The sequence below is a fragment of the Kitasatospora sp. NPDC058162 genome, from assembly GCF_042884005.1.
Classification (GTDB): Bacteria; Actinomycetota; Actinomycetes; order Streptomycetales; family Streptomycetaceae; genus Kitasatospora.
This window is the reverse complement of the sequence record NZ_JBHVUS010000011.1, coordinates 49,117-70,358: the sequence shown is the minus strand read 5'-3', so window position 1 is coordinate 70,358 and position 21,242 is coordinate 49,117. Positions and strand designations below refer to the sequence as shown.

Annotated in this window: 6 protein-coding genes; all 6 read left to right on the top strand. The window is 74.6% G+C overall.

What is annotated here, in order from left to right; all coding sequences use genetic code 11:
- The first annotated feature begins 9 nt into the window (after positions 1-9).
- Entirely contained in the window at positions 10-14,823 is a 14,814-nt protein-coding gene (locus ACFVXG_RS22040; protein ID WP_387929891.1) for an SDR family NAD(P)-dependent oxidoreductase, read from the top strand.
- Between the two features lie 138 nt (positions 14,824-14,961).
- Entirely contained in the window at positions 14,962-15,798 is an 837-nt protein-coding gene (locus tag ACFVXG_RS22035) for a hypothetical protein (protein ID WP_387929889.1), read from the top strand.
- A 5-nt stretch (positions 15,799-15,803) separates the two neighbouring features.
- A complete protein-coding gene (locus ACFVXG_RS22030; protein WP_387929888.1) occupies positions 15,804-18,866 on the top strand; it encodes a condensation domain-containing protein in 3,063 nt (1,020 codons plus the stop codon).
- 79 nt (positions 18,867-18,945) lie between these two features.
- Positions 18,946-19,809 carry a 3-hydroxyacyl-CoA dehydrogenase family protein gene (locus ACFVXG_RS22025; RefSeq protein WP_387929886.1) on the top strand — a complete coding sequence of 288 codons (864 nt, stop codon included), beginning with the start codon at positions 18,946-18,948 and terminating at the stop codon, positions 19,807-19,809.
- Complete coding sequence (locus ACFVXG_RS22020) at positions 19,806-20,090, top strand: acyl carrier protein (RefSeq protein ID WP_387929884.1); 285 nt, start codon at positions 19,806-19,808, stop codon at positions 20,088-20,090. The genes ACFVXG_RS22025 and ACFVXG_RS22020 overlap by 4 nt, the downstream gene beginning before the upstream one ends.
- On the top strand, positions 20,083-21,198 hold the full coding sequence (locus tag ACFVXG_RS22015; protein ID WP_387929882.1) for an acyl-CoA dehydrogenase family protein: 1,116 nt from the start codon (positions 20,083-20,085) through the stop codon (positions 21,196-21,198). The genes ACFVXG_RS22020 and ACFVXG_RS22015 overlap by 8 nt, the downstream gene beginning before the upstream one ends.
- Positions 21,199-21,242: the final 44 nt, after the last annotated feature.

Sequence of the window (21,242 nt, the reverse complement as noted above, 5' to 3'; positions counted from 1 at the left end):
GAGGCAGCGATGACCGGACAGGCCGACAAGCTCCTTGAAGCGCTGCGCGCCTCCGTGAAGGAGACCGAGCGGCTGCGGCAGCGCAACCGCCAGCTCGTCTCGGCGGCCTCGGAGCCGCTGGCGATCGTCGGCATGAGCTGCCGGTTCCCCGGGGGCGTGACGACTCCCGAGGAACTGTGGGAGCTGCTCGCCGCCGGTGGGGACGCGATCTCCGGCTTCCCGGGGGACCGGGGTTGGGACACCGAGGGCGTCTACGACCCCGACCCGGACCACCAGGGCACGTCCTACGTGGTCGAAGGCGGGTTCCTGCGGGACGCGGCCGGGTTCGACGCGGGGTTCTTCGGGATCAGCCCGCGTGAGGCGCTGGCGATGGACCCGCAGCAGCGCCTGCTGCTGGAGACCTCCTGGGAGGCGCTGGAGCGGGCCGGGGTCGACCCGGCCGCGCTCCGGGGCTCGCAGACCGGCGTGTTCGTCGGCGTCGCCCCCTCCGACTACGTCGCGCACCAGTCCCTGCAGAACATGGAGGGCCTCGACTGGCACCTCATGACCGGTGGTGCGGCCAGCGTGATGTCCGGCCGCATCTCCTACCTGCTCGGACTCCAGGGCCCGGCGGTGTCCGTCGACACGGCGTGCTCCTCCTCCCTGGTGGCGCTGCACCTGGCCTGTCAGGCCGTGCGCTCGGGCGAGTGCTCGCTGGCACTGGCCGGCGGCGTCACGATCATGGCCACCACCATGGGCTTCGTCGGCTTCTCCCGGCAGCGCGGCCTGGCCGAGGACGGGCGCTGCAAGGCGTTCTCCGCGCAGGCGGACGGCATGGGGATGGGCGAGGGCGCCGGCATGGTCGTCGTCGAACGGCTGTCGGACGCGCTGCGCAACGGGCACCAGGTGCTCGCGGTGGTGCGCGGTTCGGCGGTCAACCAGGACGGTGCGTCCAACGGTCTGACGGCCCCCAACGGTCCCTCGCAGCAGCGGGTGATCCGGGCGGCCCTGGCCAATGCCCGGCTGTCGGCCGCCGATGTGGACGTGGTCGAGGCGCACGGCACGGGCACCACGCTCGGTGACCCGATCGAGGCCCAGGCGCTGCTGGCGACCTACGGTCAGGACCGGCCGGAGGGCCAGCCGCTGTGGCTGGGCTCGGTGAAGTCCAACATCGGCCACTCCCAGCAGGCCGCCGGTGTGGCCGGTGTCATCAAGATGGTGATGGCGCTGCAGCACGAGCAGCTGCCGAAGACCCTGCACGCCGACGAGCCCTCGCCGCACGTGGACTGGGCGGCCGGTGAGGTGGAACTGCTGACCGAGTCGGTGCCGTGGCCGACCGGGGAACGCACCCGCCGGGCGGGCATCTCGTCCTTCGGGCTGAGCGGCACCAACGCCCACATCATCATGGAGGAGGCGCCGACCGCCGAGGCCGCCGCCGAGGCCGACCAGGCGCCGGAGACGGCGCCGGTGGTGTCCGGGGCCGGCGCGTGGCTGGTGTCGGGCAAGACGGCCGAAGGGCTGACGGCCCAGGCGGAGCGGCTGCGGGACTGGGTCGCCGGGCGGCCGGGGCTGGAGCCGGCGGAGGTGGCGTGGTCGCTGGCGACGACGCGTTCGGTGTTCGAGCACCGGGCGGTCGTGATCGGTGGCGAGCGGGCCGAACTGGCCGGTGGTGTGGAGAGCTTGGCGGCCGGTGTGCCGTCGGGTTCGGTGGTGTCGGGTGTGGCGCGGCCGGGTGCGCGGACGGTGTTCGCGTTCGCGGGTCAGGGTTCGCAGTGGGTCGGTATGGGCCGGGAACTCGCGGCCTGTAGCGACGTGTTCGCGGCTCGGTTGGCGGAGTGTGAGGCGGCGTTGGCGCCGTATGTGGACTGGTCGCTGGACGAGGTGCTGGCGGGTGCCGAGGGTGCGCCGGAGCTTCTGGCCGCGGATGTGGTGCAGCCGGCGCTGTGGGCCGTGATGGTGTCGCTGGCGGCGGTGTGGGAGGCCGCGGGGGTTGAGCCTGCTGCTGTGGTGGGTCACTCGCAGGGTGAGATCGCGGCGGCGACGGTGGCTGGGATGCTGTCCCTGGAGGACGGTGCCCGGGTGGTGGCGCTGCGTTCGCAGTCGCTGAAGGTGTTGGCGGGTCTGGGCGGGATGCTCTCGGTGAGCAGCCCTGCCGCTGTGGTGGAGGAGCGGATCGCGCGCTTCGGTGACCGTCTGTCGCTGGCGGCGGTCAACGGGCCGTCGGCGGTGGTGGTTTCGGGTGATCCGGAGGGTCTGGAGGAGCTGAAGGCGGAGTTCGAGGCCGAGGGTGTCCGCGCCCGGATGGTCGCGGTGGACTACGCCTCGCACTCCGCCCAGGTGGATCGTCTGGAGGAGGAGATCCTCTCCGTCCTGGCGGGTGTGACGCCGCGTCGCGGACGGGTGCCGATGGTCTCCGCGATGACCGGCGAGACGCTGACGGGTGAGGAGTTGGACGCGGCGTACTGGTACGCGAGCCTGCGGGCGACCGTCCACTTCGACCGTGCGGTGCGCACCCTCGCGGGCCAGGGGCATCAGGTGTTCGTGGAGGTCACTCCGCATCCGGTGCTGATGGGTGCGATGAACGACACCCTCGAAGAGGTCGCCGAAGAGGCGGGCCCGGGCTCGGTGCCCGCGGCGGTATGCGGCACGCTCAGGCGTGACGACGGCGGCGCGACGCGCCTGCTCACCTCGCTGGCCGAGGCCTTCGTCAACGGTGCTCCCGTGAACTGGACGGCCGTTCTGCCGGCCGCCGAGCGGGTCGAGCTGCCGACGTACGCCTTCCGGCACGAGCAGTTCTGGCCGCCGGCCGCGGGGCCGGTGCTCGGCGGGGACGCGGTGTCCCTGGGGCTGGGTGCGGTGGGTCACCCGCTGCTGGGTGCGGCTGTTGAACTGGCCGGTGGCGCGGGCCTGGTGTGCACCGGGCGGTTGTCGGTGCGCACCCACCCGTGGCTGGGTGACCATGTGGTCGGTGGGGCGGTGCTCCTGCCGGGTACCGGGTTCGTGGAGATGGTGGTGCGGACCGGCGACCAGGTGGGCTGCGGTCTGCTGGAGGAACTGACCCTCCAGTCGCCGCTGATCTTCCCGGTCGAGGGCGGCGGGGTGCAGGTCCAGGTCGTCCTGGCCGCGTCCGACGCGGAGGGCCGACGCGGGGTCGAGGTGTTCTCCCGCCCCGATACCGCCGAGGCGCAGCAGGGCTGGGTGCAGCACGCGAGCGGTGTGGTCGCCCCGGCCGAGGGCAGCGCCGTCGCGGAGGAGGACTTCGCGGTCTGGCCTCCGCGCGGCGCCACGACGGTGGACGTCAGCGGCATGTACGAGTCGCTGGCCGACACCCCGTACGGCTACGGCCCCGCCTTCCGGGGGCTGCGGGCGGTGTGGCGCCGCGGTGAGGATCTCTTCGCCGAGGTGGCACTCCCGGAGGCGGTGGCGCAGGAGGCCGGGTCGTTCGGTCTGCACCCGGCGCTGCTGGACGGGGTGCTGCACGCCAGCGCCCTGGTCGCCGGTGGCGAGGAGGGTGAGCCGGGGACGGTGCGGCTGCCGTTCGCCTGGACGGGTGTGGAACTGCACGCGAGCGGTGCGTCTGTTCTCCGGGCCCGGCTGCGCCGGGACGCCCAGGGCAGTCTGACGATCGCCGCGGCGGACGCCACGGGAGCCCCGGTGGTGTCGGTGGCCTCGTTGATCACGCGCCCGGTGGCGGCCGATCAACTCGGTGCCGCCGTCAGCACGGTGGCGGATGCGCTGTTCACCGTGGAGTGGACCCCGATCGCCGCTGCTGAGACCCTGCCCGGGGACTGGGCGCTGGTCGGTGCCGACCGGTTCGGCCTCGCCGAGGCGCTGAACGCGTCCGGTGTTGCGGTGCGGTCCTTCGCGGGACCGGCCGAGCTCGCGGCCGCCGCTGAAGCGGGGGAGATCGAGCCTGCGCTGGTCCTGGCCTGTGCCGGTGGCCTGGACGGCGCTGGCGACCCGGCCGAGGGTGCCCGTCGGGCTGCCGGTGAGGCGCTGGGCCTGGTCCAGGGCTGGCTGGCCGAGGAGCGCTTGGAGGACGCCCGGCTGGTGGTTGTCACCCGTGGGGGTGTGGCTGCAGCGGCCGGTGAGCGGATCGCCGATCTGCCGGCGGCCGCAGTGTGGGGTCTGCTGCGTTCGGCGCAGTCGGAGAACCCCGGCCGGCTGGTCCTCGTCGACCTGCCCGCCGGTGGGCCCGGTGCGCACGACACCCTGCTCCCGTCCGCGGTGGGCAGTGGTGAGTCGGAACTGGCCGTCCGTGGTGGGACGGTGCACGGGCGGCGGCTCGCTCGTCCGGCGGGTGAGCTGGCGGTGCCCGAGGGCGGTCTGTGGCGGCTGGAGCCGGATGCCGGCGGCTCGCTGGACGGGCTGGCCTTTGTGGCCGCGCCGCAGGCCGGTGAGCCGCTGGGTGTCGGGCAGGTCCGTACGGCGGTCCGTACGGCGGGTCTGAACTTCCGCGATGTGCTGATCGGCCTGGGCATGTACCCGGGCGGCGGTGTGATGGGCAGCGAGATCGCCGGAACGGTCGTCGAGACCGGCCCCGAGGTGACCGGCCTGACGGCCGGTGACCGGGTGATGGGCGTCGCCGCGGGCGGCTTCGGTCCGGTGGTGGTCACGGACGCGCGCCAGCTGGTGCGGATCCCGGCTGACTGGTCCTACGCCGATGCCGCGTCGGTGCCCGTGGCCTTCATGACGGCCTGGTACGCCCTGGTGGACCTGGCCGGTGCGAAGGCCGGCCAGCGGGTGCTGGTGCACGCGGGTGCCGGTGGTGTCGGCATGGCCGCGATCCGGATCGCCCGGCACCTGGGCCTGGAGGTGTTCGCGACCGCGAGTCCGGCGAAGTGGCCGGTGCTGGCGGGGCTGGGCCTGGACGAGGCGCACATCGCCTCCTCCCGCGATGCCGGGTTCGAGGCGGCCTTCCTCGCCGCCACGGGCGGTGAGGGTGTCGACATCGTCGTCAACTCGCTGGCGGGTGAGCTGCTCGACGCGTCGCTGCGGCTGCTGCCGCGCGGCGGGGCGTTCGTCGAGATGGGCCGTACCGATCTGCGGGACGCGGACGTCCTGGCGGCGGAGCACCCGGGGGTCGGCTACCGGCCGTTCGACCTGGGCGAGGCCGGTCCGGAGCGGCTGGGCGCGATGCTCGGCGAGATCGTCGGGCTGATGGCCACGGGTGAGCTGACCGGGCTTCCGGTGCGGGCCTGGGACGTGCGGCGGGCGCGCGAGGCGTTCCGCTTCATGCAGCAGGCGCGCCACACCGGCAAGCTGGTCCTCACCGTCCCCGCCGATCTGCACGCACCCCGCAAGGGTGGCAAGTCGGCGCTGGTGACGGGTGGTACGGGCACCCTGGGCGGTCTGGTGGCCAAGCACCTGGCGGCGACCGGGCGCGCCGACGGGCTGGTGCTGACCAGTCGTTCGGGTCCGGCTGCTGCCGGGGTGGCCGCGCTGGCCGCCGAGCTGGCGCTCTCGGGCACCTCGGTCGAGGTGGTGGCATGTGACACGGCTGAGCGGGAGGCGCTGGCGGGTCTGCTGGCGCGGATCCCGGCGGAGCGTCCGTTGCGTACGGTGGTCCACACGGCCGGTGTCCTCGATGACGCGACGATCGCCTCGCTGACGCCGGAGCGGGTGGCCGCGGTGATGCGGCCGAAGGCCGACGGCGCCTGGCACCTGCACGAGTTGACGCGCGGCCTGGACCTGGACGCGTTCGTGCTGTTCTCCTCGGCCGCGGCGACCTTCGGTGTCCCCGGCCAGGGCAACTACGTGGCGGCCAACGCGTTCCTCGACGCGCTGGCGGCCGACCGCCGGGCAGCAGGTCTGCCGGGCACCTCGCTGGCCTGGGGCCTGTGGGCGGACGTGAGCGGCCTGACCGGGCAGCTGAGCGACGCCGACCGGGCCCGGCTGACCCGCGGCGGGGCCGTGGCCCTGAGCGCGGAGGAAGGCCTGGCCCTGCTGGACCAGGGGACCGCCAGGCCCGAGCCGCTGCTGGTCGCGACCCGGCTGGACCTGGCCGGGCTTCGGGCGCAGGCCGCTCGCACCGGTGACGTCCCGCCGCTGTGGCGGGCCCTGGTCACCGCCGGGGCCGGCCGTCGGACCGCGGCCTCGGGCGGCGCCGGCGCGGACTCGCTGCGCCAGCAGCTGTCCGGGCTGTCCGAGCAGGAGCGGACCCGCCTGCTCACCGACCTGGTGCGGACCCACGTGGCAGCGGTGTTGGGGCACTCCTCGGCCGAGGCCGTCGAGCCCGGCCGAGCGTTCACCGACCTGGGCTTCGACTCGCTCACCGCGGTCGAACTGCGCAACCGCCTCGGCACCGCCACCGGGCAGCGACTGCCGGCCACGCTGGTCTTCGACTACCCCAACCCGGTCGCGCTCGCCGGTCACCTCCGGGCCCGACTCGTCGGCGACGACGAGCAGCCCGTGCACCTGCTGCCGGTGCGTCCGGCAGCGGCGGGATCCGACGAGCCGATCGCGATCGTCGGCATGGCCTGCCGCTTCCCCGGCAACGTGAACGACCCCGACGGGTTCTGGCAGGTGCTCGCCGCCGGAACGGACGCGGTCTCCCGCTTCCCGGAGGACCGCGGCTGGGACGTCGAGGGGCTCTACGACCCCGACCCCGAGAGCGTCGGCACCTCCTACACCCGGGAGGGCGGCTTCGTCGCGGACGCGGCCGGCTTCGACGCCGGGTTCTTCGGCATCAGCCCGCGCGAGGCGCTGGCGATGGACCCCCAGCAGCGACAGCTGCTGGAGACCTCCTGGGAGGCCCTGGAGCGGGCCGGCCTCGACCCCGGGGCGCTGCGCGGCAGCCCGACCGGCGTCTTCGTCGGAGGCTTCGCGTCGGCCTACGGACTCGGCCTGGCCACCGGGAGCGAAGGTGCCGAAGGACACCTGACGACGGGCTTCGCCACGAGCGTGATGTCGGGCCGGGTGTCGTACGCGCTGGGCCTGGAGGGCCCGGCGGTGACGGTCGACACCGCGTGCTCGTCCTCGCTGGTCGCCCTGCACCTGGCCGCCCAGGCGCTGCGCTCCGGCGAGTGCTCGATGGCGCTCGCCGGCGGGGCCACCGTCATGGCCACCCCGGACGGGATCGTCGGGTTCAGCCAGCAGCGCGGCCTCGCGGCGGACGGGCGCTGCAAGGCGTTCTCCGCCCAGGCGGACGGCATGGGCTTCGCCGAGGGCGCCGGCATGGTGGTCCTGGAGCGGCTGTCGGACGCGCGCCGCAACGGGCACAAGGTCCTTGCCGTGGTGCGCGGTTCGGCGGTCAACCAGGACGGTGCGTCCAACGGTCTGACGGCGCCGAACGGTCCGTCGCAGCAGCGGGTGATCCGCGCTGCGCTGGCCAATGCGCGGCTGTCGGCCGCGGACGTGGACGTGGTGGAGGCGCACGGTACGGGCACCACGTTGGGTGACCCGATCGAGGCGCAGGCGCTGCTGGCGACCTACGGCCAGGAGCGGCCGGAGGACCGGCCGCTGCTCCTCGGCTCGGTGAAGTCCAACATCGGGCACACCCAGGCAGCCGCCGGTGTGGCCGGTGTGATCAAGATGGTGATGGCACTGCAGCACGAGCAGCTGCCCCGGACGCTGCACGCGGACGAGCCCTCGCCGCACGTGGACTGGTCCGCCGGTGAGGTGGAGCTGCTGACGGAGCCGGTGCCGTGGCCGGCCGGGGAACGCCCGCGTCGGGCCGGGGTGTCCTCCTTCGGCATCAGCGGCACCAACGCGCACGTTCTGCTGGAGGAAGCGCCCGCCGAGGTCGTGGAAACCGTCGAGGCGCCGACGGCGGCGCCGGTGGTGTCCGGTGCCGGCGCGTGGCTGGTGTCGGGTCGGTCGGCCGAGGGGCTGGCCGGGCAGGCGGAGCGGTTGCGGGAGTGGGTCGCCGGGCGGCCGGGGCTGGAGTCGGCGGATGTCGCTTGGTCGCTGGCGACGACGCGTTCGGTGTTCGAGCACCGGGCCGTCGTGGTCGGGACCGAGCGTGCCGGGCTGGTGTCGGGGCTACAGAGTCTTGCGGCCGGTGTTCCCAGTGGCGCTCTGGTGTCGGGTGTGGCGCGGCCGGGTGCGCGGACGGTGTTCGCGTTCGCGGGTCAGGGTTCGCAGTGGGTCGGTATGGGTCGTGAACTCGCCGAGGTGAGCCCGGTGTTCGCGGCGCGGCTGGCCGAGTGCGAGGCCGCGCTGGCACCGTATGTGGACTGGAAGCTCGCCGAGGTGCTCGCCGGTGCCGAGGGCGCGCCGGAGCTTAAGGCTGCCGATGTGGTGCAGCCGGCGCTGTGGGCCGTCATGGTCTCGCTCGCGGCGGTCTGGGAGGCCGCCGGGGTGACGCCGGATGCGGTCGTCGGCCACTCGCAGGGCGAGATCGCGGCGGCGACGGTGGCCGGGATGCTGTCCCTGGAGGACGGTGCCCGGGTGGTGGCGCTGCGTTCGCAGTCGCTGAAGGTGTTGGCGGGTCTGGGCGGAATGCTGTCGGTGAGCGCCTCTGCTGCTGGGGTGGAGGAGCGGATCGCGCGCTTCGGTGACCGTCTGTCGCTGGCGGCGGTCAACGGCCCCTCGGCGGTGGTGGTTTCGGGCGATCCCGAGGGCCTGGAGGAGCTGAAGACGGAGTTCGAGGCCGAGGGCGTCCGTGCCCGGATGGTCGCGGTGGACTACGCCTCGCACTCCGCGCAGGTGGACCGCCTCGAAGCGGAGATCACCGGTGTCCTCGCCGGGATCAGCCCCCGGCGCGGCCGTATCCCGATGCTCTCCGCCATGACCGGCGAGACGTTGACGGGTGAGGAGTTGGACGCGGCGTACTGGTACGCCAGCCTGCGGGCGACCGTCCACTTCGACCGTGCGGTGCGGACGTTGGCCGCCCAGGGTCACCAGGTGTTCGTGGAGGTCACTCCGCACCCGGTGCTGATGGGCGCGATGAACGACACCCTCGAAGAGGTCGCCCACGAGGCCGGCCCGGGCATCGTCCCGGCGGCCGTCTGCGGCACGCTGCGGCGTGACGAGGGCGGGACGGCCCGTCTGGTCGCCTCCCTCGCCGAGGCCTTCGTCAACGGCGCCACCGTCGACTGGACGGCTGTTCTGCCGGCCGCCGAGTCGGTCGAGCTGCCGACGTATGCCTTCCAGCATGAGCGTTACTGGCCGCGTGCGGCTGCGCCGTCGCTGGGCGGGGACGCGGTGTCCCTGGGTCTGGGGGCGGTGGGTCACCCGCTGCTCGGCGCGGCTGTTGAACTGGCCGGTGGCGCGGGCCTGGTGTGCACCGGGCGGCTGTCGGTGCGCACCCACCCGTGGCTGGCCGACCACGCCGTCGGCGGGGCGGTGCTGCTGCCGGGTACCGGCTTTGTGGAGATGGTGGTGCGGGCCGGCGACCAGGTGGGCTGCGGCCTGCTGGAGGAACTGACCCTCCAGGCGCCGCTGGTCCTGCCCGCCGACGGTTCCGGCGTTCAGGTCCAGGTCGTCGTCGCCGACGCCGACGGGGACGGACGGCGGACGGTCGAGGTGTTCTCCCGCCCGGATGCTGCCGAGGCGCAGCAGGGCTGGGTGCAGCACGCGAGCGGCGTGGTCGCCCCGGCCGAGGGCAGCGCCGTCGCGGAGGAGGACTTCGCGGTCTGGCCTCCGCGTGACGCCACGGTCGTGGACGTCACCGGCGTGTACGAGGCCGGCGTCGACGGGCCGTACGGCTACGGCCCGGCGTTCCAGGGGCTGCGCGCCGCCTGGCGCCGTGGCGGGGACGTGTTCGCCGAGGTGGTGCTCCCGGAGACGGTGGCGCAGGAGGCCGGGTCGTTCGGTCTGCATCCGGCGCTGCTGGACGGGGTGCTCCAGGCGAGTGCCCTGATCTCCGGTGCCGACGAGCCGGGGACGGTGCGGTTGCCGTTCGCCTGGACGGGTGTGGAACTGCACGCGAGCGGTGCGTCTGTTCTTCGGGCCCGGCTGCGGCGCGACGCCGCAGGCAGCCTGACCCTGACGGCGGCGGACGCGGTGGGCGCTCCCGTGGTGTCGGTCGCCTCGCTGATCACCCGCCCGGTGGCGGCCGATCAACTCGGCGCTGCCGCGAGCACGGTGGCGGACTCCCTGTTCACCGTGGAGTGGACCCCGATCGCCGCTGCTGAGACCCTGGCCGGGGACTGGGCGCTGATCGGTGCCGATCGATTCGCTCTGGCCGAGGCGCTGAGCGCCTCCGGTGTGCCGGTGCGGTCCTTCGCGGGACCGGCCGAGCTCGCAGCCGCTGCTGAAGCGGGGGAGATCGAGCCCGCTGTGGTCCTGGCCTGTGCCGGTGACCAGGACGGCGGTGGCGATCCGGCCGAGGGTGCCCGCCGGGCTGCCGGTGAGGCGCTGGGCCTGGCGCAGGAGTGGCTGGCCCAGGAGCGTCTGGAGGATGCCCGCCTGGTGGTCCTCACCCGTGGGGGTGTGGCTGCCGCGGCCGGTGAGCGGATCGCCGATCTGCCCGCTGCCGCAGTGTGGGGTCTGCTGCGTTCGGCGCAGTCGGAGAACCCCGGCCGACTGGTCCTCGTCGACCTGCCCGCCACCGGCGGCCAGGCCACGACCGGCCAGGCCACGACCGACCAGGCCGCGGCCGTCCTGCCGACGGCCCTCGCCACCGGGGAGGCGGAACTCGCCCTCCGGAACGGGGCGGCCCACGGGCGGCGGCTGACCCGTCCATCCGGCTCTCCGACGGCAGTTGAACGAAGGTGGTCCGACCACCACGCCGGCCGAACCGCGCTGGTGACGGGTGGTACGGGCACGCTGGGCGCCCTGGTGGCCAAGCACTTGGCGGCGACCGGGCGCGCGGACGGGCTGGTGCTGACCAGTCGTTCGGGTCCGGCTGCTGCCGGGGTGGCTGTGCTGGCCGCCGGGCTGGCGCTCTCGGGCACCTCGGTCGAGGTGGTGGCATGTGACACGGCTGAGCGGGAGGCGCTGGCGGGTCTGCTGGCGCGGATCCCGGCGGAGCGTCCGTTGCGTACGGTGGTCCACACGGCCGGTGTCCTCGATGACGCGACGATCGCCTCGCTGACGCCGGAGCGGGTGGCCGCGGTGATGCGGCCGAAGGCCGACGGCGCCTGGCATCTGCACGAGTTGACGCGCGGCCTGGACCTGGACGCGTTCGTGCTGTTCTCCTCGGCCGCGGCGACCTTCGGTGTCCCCGGCCAGGGCAACTACGTGGCGGCCAACGCGTTCCTGGACGCGCTGGCGGCCGACCGCCGGGCGGCCGGTCTGCCGGGTACCTCGCTGGCCTGGGGCCTGTGGGCGGACGTGAGCGGTCTGACGGCGCAGCTGAGCGATGCCGAGCGCTCCCGGATGAACCGCAGCGGGAGCGCCGCGCTGAGTGCGGACGAGGGCCTGGCGCTGATGGACCTGGCCCTCGCCCGGGACGAGGCGGTGCTGGTGCCGGCCAAGCTGGACCTGGCCGGGCTGCGGGCGCAGGCCGCCCGTACCGGTGACGTCCCGCCGCTGTGGCGGGCGCTGGCCGGCCGTCCGGCCCGGCGCAGCGCCGCCTCCGGCGGGGCGGGCGCGGACTCGCTGCACCGGCAGCTCGCGGCGCTGACCACCGCGGACGGGGACCAGCTGCTGCTGGACCTGGTGCGCGCCCACGTGGCAGCCGTGCTGGGCCACTCCTCGGGCGAGGCGGTCGAGCCCGGCCGGGTCTTCACCGACCTGGGCTTCGACTCCCTCACCGCCGTCCAGCTGCGGAACCGCCTCACCACGGCGACCGGGCTGCGGCTCCCGGCCACTCTCGTCTTCGACTACCCGAGCCCGGCCGCCCTCGCGGGGCACCTGCGCGGGCGGCTCGGCGGCGGGCCGGCCACGGCCGTACGGGCCCCGGCCCCGGTCGGAGCGGCGGCCCACGACGAGCCGATCGCGATCGTCGCGATGAGCTGCCGGTTCCCGGGCGGGGTGACCGGCCCCGAGGACCTCTGGCGGATGATGGCCGACGGGCAGGACGCGATCTCGGCGTTCCCCGCCGACCGGGGCTGGGACCTGGAGGCCCTGTACGACCCGGACGCCGCGCACGTCGGCACCTCGTACACCCAGGCCGGCGGGTTCGTGCAGGACGCCAGCGCGTTCGACGCCGGGTTCTTCGAGATCAGCCCGCGTGAGGCGCTGGCGATGGACCCGCAGCAGCGGTTGCTCCTCGAACTCTCCTGGGAGGCCTTCGAGCGGGCCGGGATCGACCCGGCGTCCCTGCGCGGCAGCCAGACCGGCACCTTCGTGGGCGGGTACACGTCCGGCTACGAGATGAGCGTGCTGGCGCACGGCGGTGCCGAGGCCGAGGGCCATCTGATGACGGGGATCGCGACCAGCATCCTGTCCGGCCGGCTGGCCTACACCTTCGGCCTGGAGGGGCCGGCGGTGACGGTCGACACGGCCTGCTCGTCGGCGCTGGTGGCCCTGCACCTGGCTGCTCAGGCGCTGCGCTCCGGCGAGTGCTCGATGGCCCTGGCCGCGGGCGTGACGATCATGGCCACGCCGGGCACCTTCGTGGAGTTCTCCCGCCAGCGCGGGCTCGCCCCGGACGGCCGCTGCAAGGCGTTCGCCGCGGCGGCGGACGGCACCGGCTTCGCCGAGGGCGCGGGCGTCCTGGTGGTGGAGCGGCTGTCGGACGCGCGGCGCAACGGGCACCAGGTGCTCGCGGTGCTGCGGGGCAGCGCGACCAACCAGGACGGTGCGTCCAACGGTCTGACGGCGCCCAACGGTCCCTCCCAGCAGCGCGTCATCCGCGCCGCGCTCTCCAACGCCGGCCTGCGCGCCGACGAGGTCGACGCGGTGGAGGCGCACGGCACGGGCACCAAGCTGGGCGACCCGATCGAGGCCCAGGCGCTGCTGGCCACCTACGGCCAGGACCGGTCGGAGGACCGGCCGTTGTGGCTGGGCTCGGTGAAGTCCAACATCGGGCACACCCAGGCGGCCGCCGGCCTCGCCGGGGTGATCAAGATGGTCCTCGCCCTGCGCAACGACCGGCTGCCCGCGACGCTGCACGTGGACGAGCCCACGCCGCACGTCGACTGGACGGAGGGCCGGGTCCGGCTGCTGACCGAGCCGGTGCAGTGGCCGGCCGGGGAGCGTCCGCGCCGGGCGGGCGTGTCCTCGTTCGGGATCAGCGGAACGAACGCGCACGTCATCATCGAGGAGGCCCCCGCGCCGGCCGCGACCCCCGCGACCCCCGCGGCCCCCGTGGCACCGCCGGCCGTGCTGCCGTGGGTGCTGTCCGGGCGGACCCCGGAGGCGCTGCGGGCGCAGGCCGGACGGCTGCGCGACTTCCTGCTCGAGCGGCCGGAGGCGGACCCGGTGGACATCGGGTTCTCGCTGGCCACGGCCCGTACGGTCTTCGACCACCGGACCGTCGTGCTGGGCGGGGACCGGGACGGCCTGCTGGCGGGCCTCGCCGTGGCCGCCGCGGGCGTGCCGACCAGGGACGTCCTGACCGGCACCGCGGCCGCGGGCCGCAAGCCGGTGTTCGTCTTCCCCGGCGAGTCCGACGGCGAGTCCGACGGCGAGTCCGACGGTGGGTCCGGGAGCGGGTCCGGGTGGCTCGGCTCCGCCGCCGCCCTGCTGGACGAGGCGCCGGTCTTCGCGGCCCGGATCGCCGACTGCGAGCGAGCCCTCGCCCCGTACGTGGACTGGAAGCTGACCGAGGTGCTGCGCGAAGGGCCGGACGGCCGCTCGCTCGAGCGGCCCGAGGTCCGGCGGCCGGTGCTCTGGGCGGTGCTGGTGTCGCTGGCCGCGCTGTGGCGCTCGGCGGGCGTGGACCCGGCCGGTGTCGCAGGGCACGCGGTGGGCGAGCTCGCCGCCGCGCACGTGGCGGGCGTGCTGTCGCTGGAGGACACGGCCAGGCTCGCGGCGCTGACCGGCCGTTCGACGGCCGGGGAGGCCGCGGACCTTCGGGAATCCGCCGCCGTCCGCCCGCGGGCCGGTGCGGTGCCGCTGTTCTCCACCCGGGCCGCGGCCTGGGTCGAGGGCACCGAGCTGGCCGCCGACCACTGGGCCGCCGACCCGCAGGACGCCCTGCCGGCCCAGGAGTTGGCGGACGCCCTGATCGACGCCGGGTACACCGCGTTCGTCGAGGTCAGCCCCGACCAGGTGCTCACCGCGGCGCTCTCCCGGGCCCTGGAAGACCGGGGCCTGCGAGCCGAGGCCGCCGTCACCGGGACGCTCCGGCGCGGCGACGGCGGGCTGCGGTCCTGGACGGCCGCCCTGGCCGCCCTCCACGTCCACGGGGTCCCCGTGGACTGGGCCGCCGTCCTGGGCGGCGGGAGCCGCGTGGACCTGCCCACGTACGCCTTCCAGCGGGACCACTACTGGCCGCAGCCGCCGGCCCGCCGGCCCGAGGCCGAGCCGGCCGCGGCCGCCACCGCCTCACCGGGCGAGGAGCGGCTCTGGGCCGCCCTGGAGGGCGGGGACCTGGGCGCCCTCGCCGAGGTGCTGGGCCTGGCCGAGCCGTTGCGGGAGGACATGCCGCTCGGCACGGTGCTGGCACAGCTGTCGACGTGGCGCCGACGGGAGCGCGAACACGCCCCGCAGGACGGCCCGCAGGGCGAGGAGGCCGCCGGCCCCGGGCCCCGGCACCTCGACTGGCTGCGGCAGTTGGCCGCCCTCCCGGAGGCCGGGCGGCAGGAGCTGCTGGTCGACCTGGTCCGCGCGGAGATCGCCGCGATGCTCGGCTATCCGACGGCCGATCCGGTGCGCCCGAACGGCGACGTGTTCGAGCTCGGGATGAACTCGATGACGGCCGTTCAACTGCGGGAAAGCATCGGCGAGCTGACCGGCCTTAGTCTGCCGGAGGGCTTCGTCTATGACCTCTACCGACCGGAAGCGATCGCGGAGTTCCTGCTCGGCGAGCTGACGGCGGCGCTCCGGGAAGGCGCCGTGGGCCAATGAGCGGGCCGATGAGCGGACCGGTGAGAGGTTCCTGGGAATCCGGAACCGCGCGAGCGTCCGACAGGTTTCTCGAAATTCAGTTCCGCGGGCCGAACCGCAGGAATACCAGCCATCCGATTCCGAAGACGGGATGAGAAAGTGCCGAACGAGAACGCCTGGAGCGTCATAACCGCCCCCACGTCGAAGTCCCTGATCCTCGGCGTCGACTTCCCGGCGGCCGGCCGCCGGGAGGCCGGGTTCGAGGACCTTGCGGCGAAGATGGGCCCGGCCTGGGCCGGTCACGGCTTCCTGCAGACCACGCCCCCGCCCGTGCGCCTGGCCGACCGGCCGGCCGGTGACTACTACACCGACTTCTGGCTGCGGGACGGCGACTGGGACTCCTACGAGGTGGTGGCCGTGCTCGGCTACTGCGTCGGCGGCGTCTACGCGGGGGAGATCGCCGAGCGCCTGGGGCAGCGGCAGGGCAAGGCGCCCAAGGTGATCCTCTTCGACCCGCAGGTCACCGACCTGCAGCTGCTGGAGTCGGAGATCCACAAGATGATCGGGCTGGCCGGCCCGGTCTTCACCGCCGACGAGGCGGAGCACGCCCGCAAGCGGGCCGCCGAGATCGTCGGGGTCCCGTCGATCGGCCTGCTCGACGCCGCCGTCGAGATCGTGGGCCTCTACCGCGAGATGGCCTCCATCGCCTTCCAGCGGATCGGGCTCGCCGAGGCCCGCCGGGACGAGGTCGTCCGGCTCTTCGAGTCGTACATGACCTGGCTCTCCGCCGCCTCCCAGATCGACCCGGCCCGGACTTGGGGGGACTCGCTCTCCGTCACCTCGTCCGACTACGCCGAACTGGAGCGCAGCGGCGCCGCGACGGTCGTCAACGCCACCAAGTCGCTGGGCCGGCGGATCGAGCTGGAGATCGGCCACGTCGACCTCCTGCGCGACCCCTCCGCCGTTCGCACCCTGCTCGACAGCGCCGAATTCTGAGTGAGATGAAGACCTCGAGCAAAGAGAAGGCCCTCTGGCTGCTGGAGCAGCTGGTCCCGGGGACCGGGGTCAACAACCTGGGGCTCGGCCTCCAGGTGAGCGGCCGGCTCCGGCCGGACGCGCTGAGGGCGGCCCTGGCCATCGTGGTCGGGCGGTTCGAGGTGCTGCGGACCGTGTACCGCGCGACCGGGGCGGACCTCGTCAAGGAGGTCCTCCCGGCGGGCGGGTTCGCGGTGGGCATCGAGCCGTTCGAGCTGTCGGGCGGCTCCCTGGAGGGCGACCTGACGGCGTTCACCGACCGGCCCTTCCGGCTCGACGGGCAGCCCCTGGTCAGGGTCGGACTCGCCGCCCACCCGGACGGCGACGTCCTCTGCGTGGCGGTGCACCACCTGGTGTTCGACATGGTCTCCGTCGCCCTCTTCCTCCAGGCGTTCATCCCGGTCTACGACGCGATCGCGGCGGGCCGCCCGGTGCCGGCGCAGGCCGTCGCGCCGGCCCCGGCGCTCGCCGAGCCCGAGCCCAGGCCGGCCGACCTGGCCTACTGGCGGGAGACCCTGGAGGGCTTCCGGCCCGAGGGGCTCGACCTGTGGTGCGGCACCCCGCGCGGCCGACAGCCCGAGCTGGCCGGGGCGACCGCGAGCCGGGCGCTCTCCGCCGAGGCGCAGCAGGCGGCGGCGCAGCTGCAGCGCACGCTGCGCGCACCCCTCGGCGCGGTGATGCTGGCCGCGTACGCCGCCCTGCTCGCCTCGCACGGCGCCGGACCGGACCTCGTCATCGGCTCCCCGGTCAACGTCCGCGGGGCGAACACCGCCGCCATCGGCTACCACGTCAACACGGTGCCGATCCGGATCCGGGTGGACCTCGCCGAGGGCTTCCGGGTCCTCGCGCGCCAGGCCCGCGACGCGTTCCTCGGGGCGATGGCGCACGCCGAGACCCCGGTCGACGAGCTGACCGGGGAGCTCCCCGGGATCGGCACGTCCTGGCGGACCCAGCTCTTCCGGCACCTGTTCAACTTCCTGCCCGAGGCACCGGCCGTCGAACTGTCGGTGGACGGCATGGCGGCCCGGGTGGTGCCGGTCGAGAACCCCCACAGCAAGTTCGACCTGGAGCTGGTCGGCTCGCCGTCCCGGGCGGAGGTCGTGTTCCGGTACTCCGAGACGCTGGCCCGCGCCGACGTCGAGGCGATGCTGGAGCGCTTCGACGCCCTGCTGGTCGCGGCGGCGCAGGACCCGGACCGGCCGCTCGCCGACACGGCGGGCTGGAGCGAGGCCGACCGCCTGGCCGTCGACGGCGCCGCCGGGACGGCCGTTCCGGCGGGGCACCCGACCGTTCCCGAGGCGTTCCGCGCCTGGGCACGGCGGACCCCCGACGCCCCGGCCGTCACCGACGGCGGACACACCGTCAGCTACCGGCAGGTGGACGAGGCCGCGGCCGCCGTCCGCACGCTGCTGGCCGACGGCGGCGTCCGGGCCGGCGACACGGTGGCGGTCGCCGTCCCCCGGGCCGAGACCGCCGCAGCGGTCCTCGGCGTCTGGCGGGCGGGCGCCGTCTGCCTGCCGCTCGACCCCGGGCACGAGCCGTCCTGGCTGACCCGGCAGCTCACCCACCCGCGGGTGAAGGCCGTCCTCACCGGGACCGGCGTGCGCCTGCCCGCCGACGGCGACCTGCCCCCCGTCCTGCCGCTCGCCGACGCGCCCGCGCCCGGCGGCGCGGAGCAGGACGGGCCGGACGAGGCCGGTGGAGCGCTCGGCGCCGCCTGCGTGATCCACACCTACGGGGACGCCGGGCAGCCGGTCGCCACCGTGTTCGGCCACGCGGGCCTCGGCGACGCGGTCGGCCACTTCACGGCCGAACTCGGCACCGGGCCCGGCACCGGCGTGCCGGCCCTGGCCGCGCCCGCCACCGTCGGCGCGCTCCTGGACGTCTTCCTGGCGCTGGCCTCGGGCGGCTGCTCGGTGGTCGTGCCCGACGCGGCCCGGACCGACGCCGTCGCGCTGCGCGACGCGCTCGCCCCCCACCGGGCGACCGTCGCCGTCGTCCCGCCCGGCACCCCGGCCCGCGTCCTCGCCGAGCTGGCCGAGCTGGCCGAGCCGGCCGACCCGGCCGGGCGGCCGTCCGGCCTGACCGTCCTGGCCGGGGACGGCGAACTGTCCGCCGAGACGGCCGGACGGCTCCTCGCGGCCGGCTGCCGACTGCACCGAGGCCACCACACCCCCGGGACCGTCGGCTGGGCGCTGACCGGCCCGGTGGACGGCGGGGTGGACGGCCCGGTGGACGACCCCGACGGGCCGCCCCGGGGACGGCCGGTCGCCGGCACCCGGGCCTTCGTCACCGCACCCGACGGGCGCGAGCTGCCGGTGGGCCTGCGCGGCGAACTCCGCCTCGCCGGAACCGGACCGGCCCTCGCCGACCCCGACGACTCAGCCGACCCCGACGACCCGGCGTTCCCGACCGACCCCCGGCACGGGCGCCACCACCGCACCGGGGAACTCGCCCGCCGCCGGCCCGACGGAACGCTCGAATGGCTCGGCCGGACCGACCGCAGGGTCGCCACCGGGGACGGCGAGGTCGACCTCGACCGCCTCCGGGCCACCGTGCTCGGCCTCCCCGGCGTGACCGCGGCCGCGGCCGTGGCCGTGCCCGGGCCCGACGGCGGGCACGCCGTCGTCGCCTTCGCCGAGACGCCCGCGGCCGCGGACCCGGACGGCCCCGCCGCACCCGGCGTCCCCGCCCCGGTCGTCCGCCTGGCCGCGCTGCCCAGGACCCCCGACGGCCGACCCGACCCCGAGGCCCTCCAGGCACTCGCCCGGAAGGCCCTCGACCAGGGCACCGGGCCGCAGCAGGAGGAGACGGACGACCCGCTCGTCCGCGACCTCGTCGGGATCTTCAGCCAACTGCTGCCCGTCGAGGCGACGGCCGGGACGCACTTCTTCGACACGGGCGGCCACTCGCTGCTCGCGGCCGTCCTGGCCCAGAAGGTCGAGGAACTCACCGGCACGTCCCTCGAACTCGGCGACGTGTTCAAGCACCCGACGCCCACCGCCCTCGCCGCGCTGCTGCGCGGGTGACGGGCGGCGACGGCACGCCGCGTCGCCACGACCGGGCCGGCCGTCAGGAACCGACTCACGAAACCGTAGGGAAGAATCCATGACCGCAATTGAGGAGCACCGCCTCGCCATCATCGGCGCGGGCGTGATGGGTACCAACATCTCGGCGCTCGCCCTCGGCCACGGCGTCTCCGTGGTCCTGGTCGACGTCGACGAGACCGTGCTGGAGACGGCGCGGCAGACCATCCGGCAGAAGCTGCGGCACGCCCAGCTGATGGGCGTCCTGCCGGCCGACCGCCCGCAGGGCACGCTGACCACCAGCGTCGCCCTCGAGGACATCGCCGAGGCCACCACCGTCATCGAGGCCGTCACCGAGGTCGACAAGGTCAAGAAGGAGGTCCTCTCCGCGGCCTCCCGCCTGGTGCTGCCCGGCACGACCCTGATCTCCAACACCTCGTGCATCCCGATCGACGAGATGGCCGAGTGGATCGTGCGCCCCGAGGACCTCGTGGGCGTCCACTTCATGAACCCCTCCTACATGATCAAGATGGTCGAGGTCATCCGCGGCCCGCGCACCGAGCCCGCCGTCCTGGAGCAGGCCGTCGAGCTGCTCGCCGTCCTCGGCCGCGAGGCCCTGGTCATCGAGGACTCGGCCGGCTTCGTGATCAACCGCCTGCTGCACCCGCTGATCAACACCGCGGCCATGCTCGTCCAGGAGGGCGTCGCCTCCGTCGAGGTCGTCGACGGCCTGCTGGAGGGCTGCCTCGGACACTCCACCGGCCCGCTGCGCACCGGCGACCTGATCGGCCTGGAGAACCTCGTCGACTCGCTCAACGTGCTCCACGAGCGCCGCGGCGACGACATCTACCGCCCCTGCGACCTGCTGCTCGAAAAGGTGCGGGACGGCCACCTCGGCCGGAAGACCGGCCGGGGCTTCTACGACTACGGAAAGGTCGCGTCATGACCGCGGACAACACCACCCTGACCACCGAGACCCTCCAGAAGGAGATCCTCGGCTTCCTCACCGAGCGCATCAAGACCGAGGTCCAGACCGACCAGGACCTCTTCGCGTCCGGCGTCGTCTCCTCCATGTTCGCGATGCAGCTCGTCGTCCACCTCGAGGACGCCTACGACATCGCCATTGTCGGCGGCGACCTCAAGCTCGACAACTTCCGCACCGTCGTCGGCATGGCCGACCTCGTGCTGCGCCTGAAGGGCGACCCGGAAGCGGCCGGCGATGCCTGACCGACTCGCCGACGAGCGCGCCCTCATCGGCGGGCTCGTCGGCGCCCGCGCGGCCGACTGGGACGTCACGGGCGAACTGCCCGTCGACCTGCTGCGCACCCTGGGGGCCAAGGGCCTGCTGTGCGCACAGGTCCCGGCGTCCCACGGCGGCCTCGGGCTGAGCAGCCGTGACAACGGCGAACTGACCGCCTACGTCGGGAGCCTGTGCAGCTCTCTGCGGTCCATCATGACCTCCCAGGGCATCGTCGCCTGGACCGTCCAGCGCTTCGGCGACCGGGACCAGCGGCGCGCCTTCCTCGCCGAACTGACCGGGGGCAAGCTCACCGCGGTCGGCTTCAGCGAGCCCGGCGCCGGCAGCGACCTGGCCGCCATGCAGACCAGGATCAAGGCCGACGGGGACGGTTTCGTCATCGACGGCGAGAAGAAGTGGGTCACCGGCACCCGCTACGCCGACTTCGTCCTGATCATCGGCCGCCACGGCGACGGCGAGGGCGCCGCCGCCGCGGTCGTCCCCGTGGACGCGCCGGGCGTGCACATCGAGCTGGTGCCGCACCCGATGGGCTGCCGGGCCGCCGGCCACGCCAACATCCGCCTCGACAACGTCCGGCTGCCGGCCACCCACGTGCTCGGCGGCGGCGGGCAGCCGCTGTCGATGCTGTTCACGACCGCGCTCTCGTACGGGCGGGTGTCGATCGCCTGGGGCTGCGTCGGCATCCTCCAGGCCTGCCTGAGCGCCGCCACCGCGCACGCCGGGAAGCGGTACCAGGGCGGCGTGGCGCTCGCCGAGCACCAGCTCGTCCGCCGGCACCTCGCGGAGCTGTTCATCGCCGAGCAGACCGCGCTGCGCGCGTGCGAGCACGCCAGCGGGCAATGGGACGCCGCCGCACCGGACATGGGCGTGGCAGCCGTCCTCGCCAAGCACGTCAGCGCGGGCAACGCCGCCCGGAGCGCCGCCACCGCGGTCCAGCTCCTCGGGTCGGCCGGCGCCGCGGACGGGCACGTGGTGGCCCGCGCGTTCCGGGACGCGAAGCTCATGGAGCTCATCGAAGGCAGCAACGAGATCTGCCAGTTGATCCTGGCGGACCACGCCCTCTCGCTTTCCGACTGACGTCCGGACGACCCGAGTCCGAACGACCGAAGTCCGACCGAAGT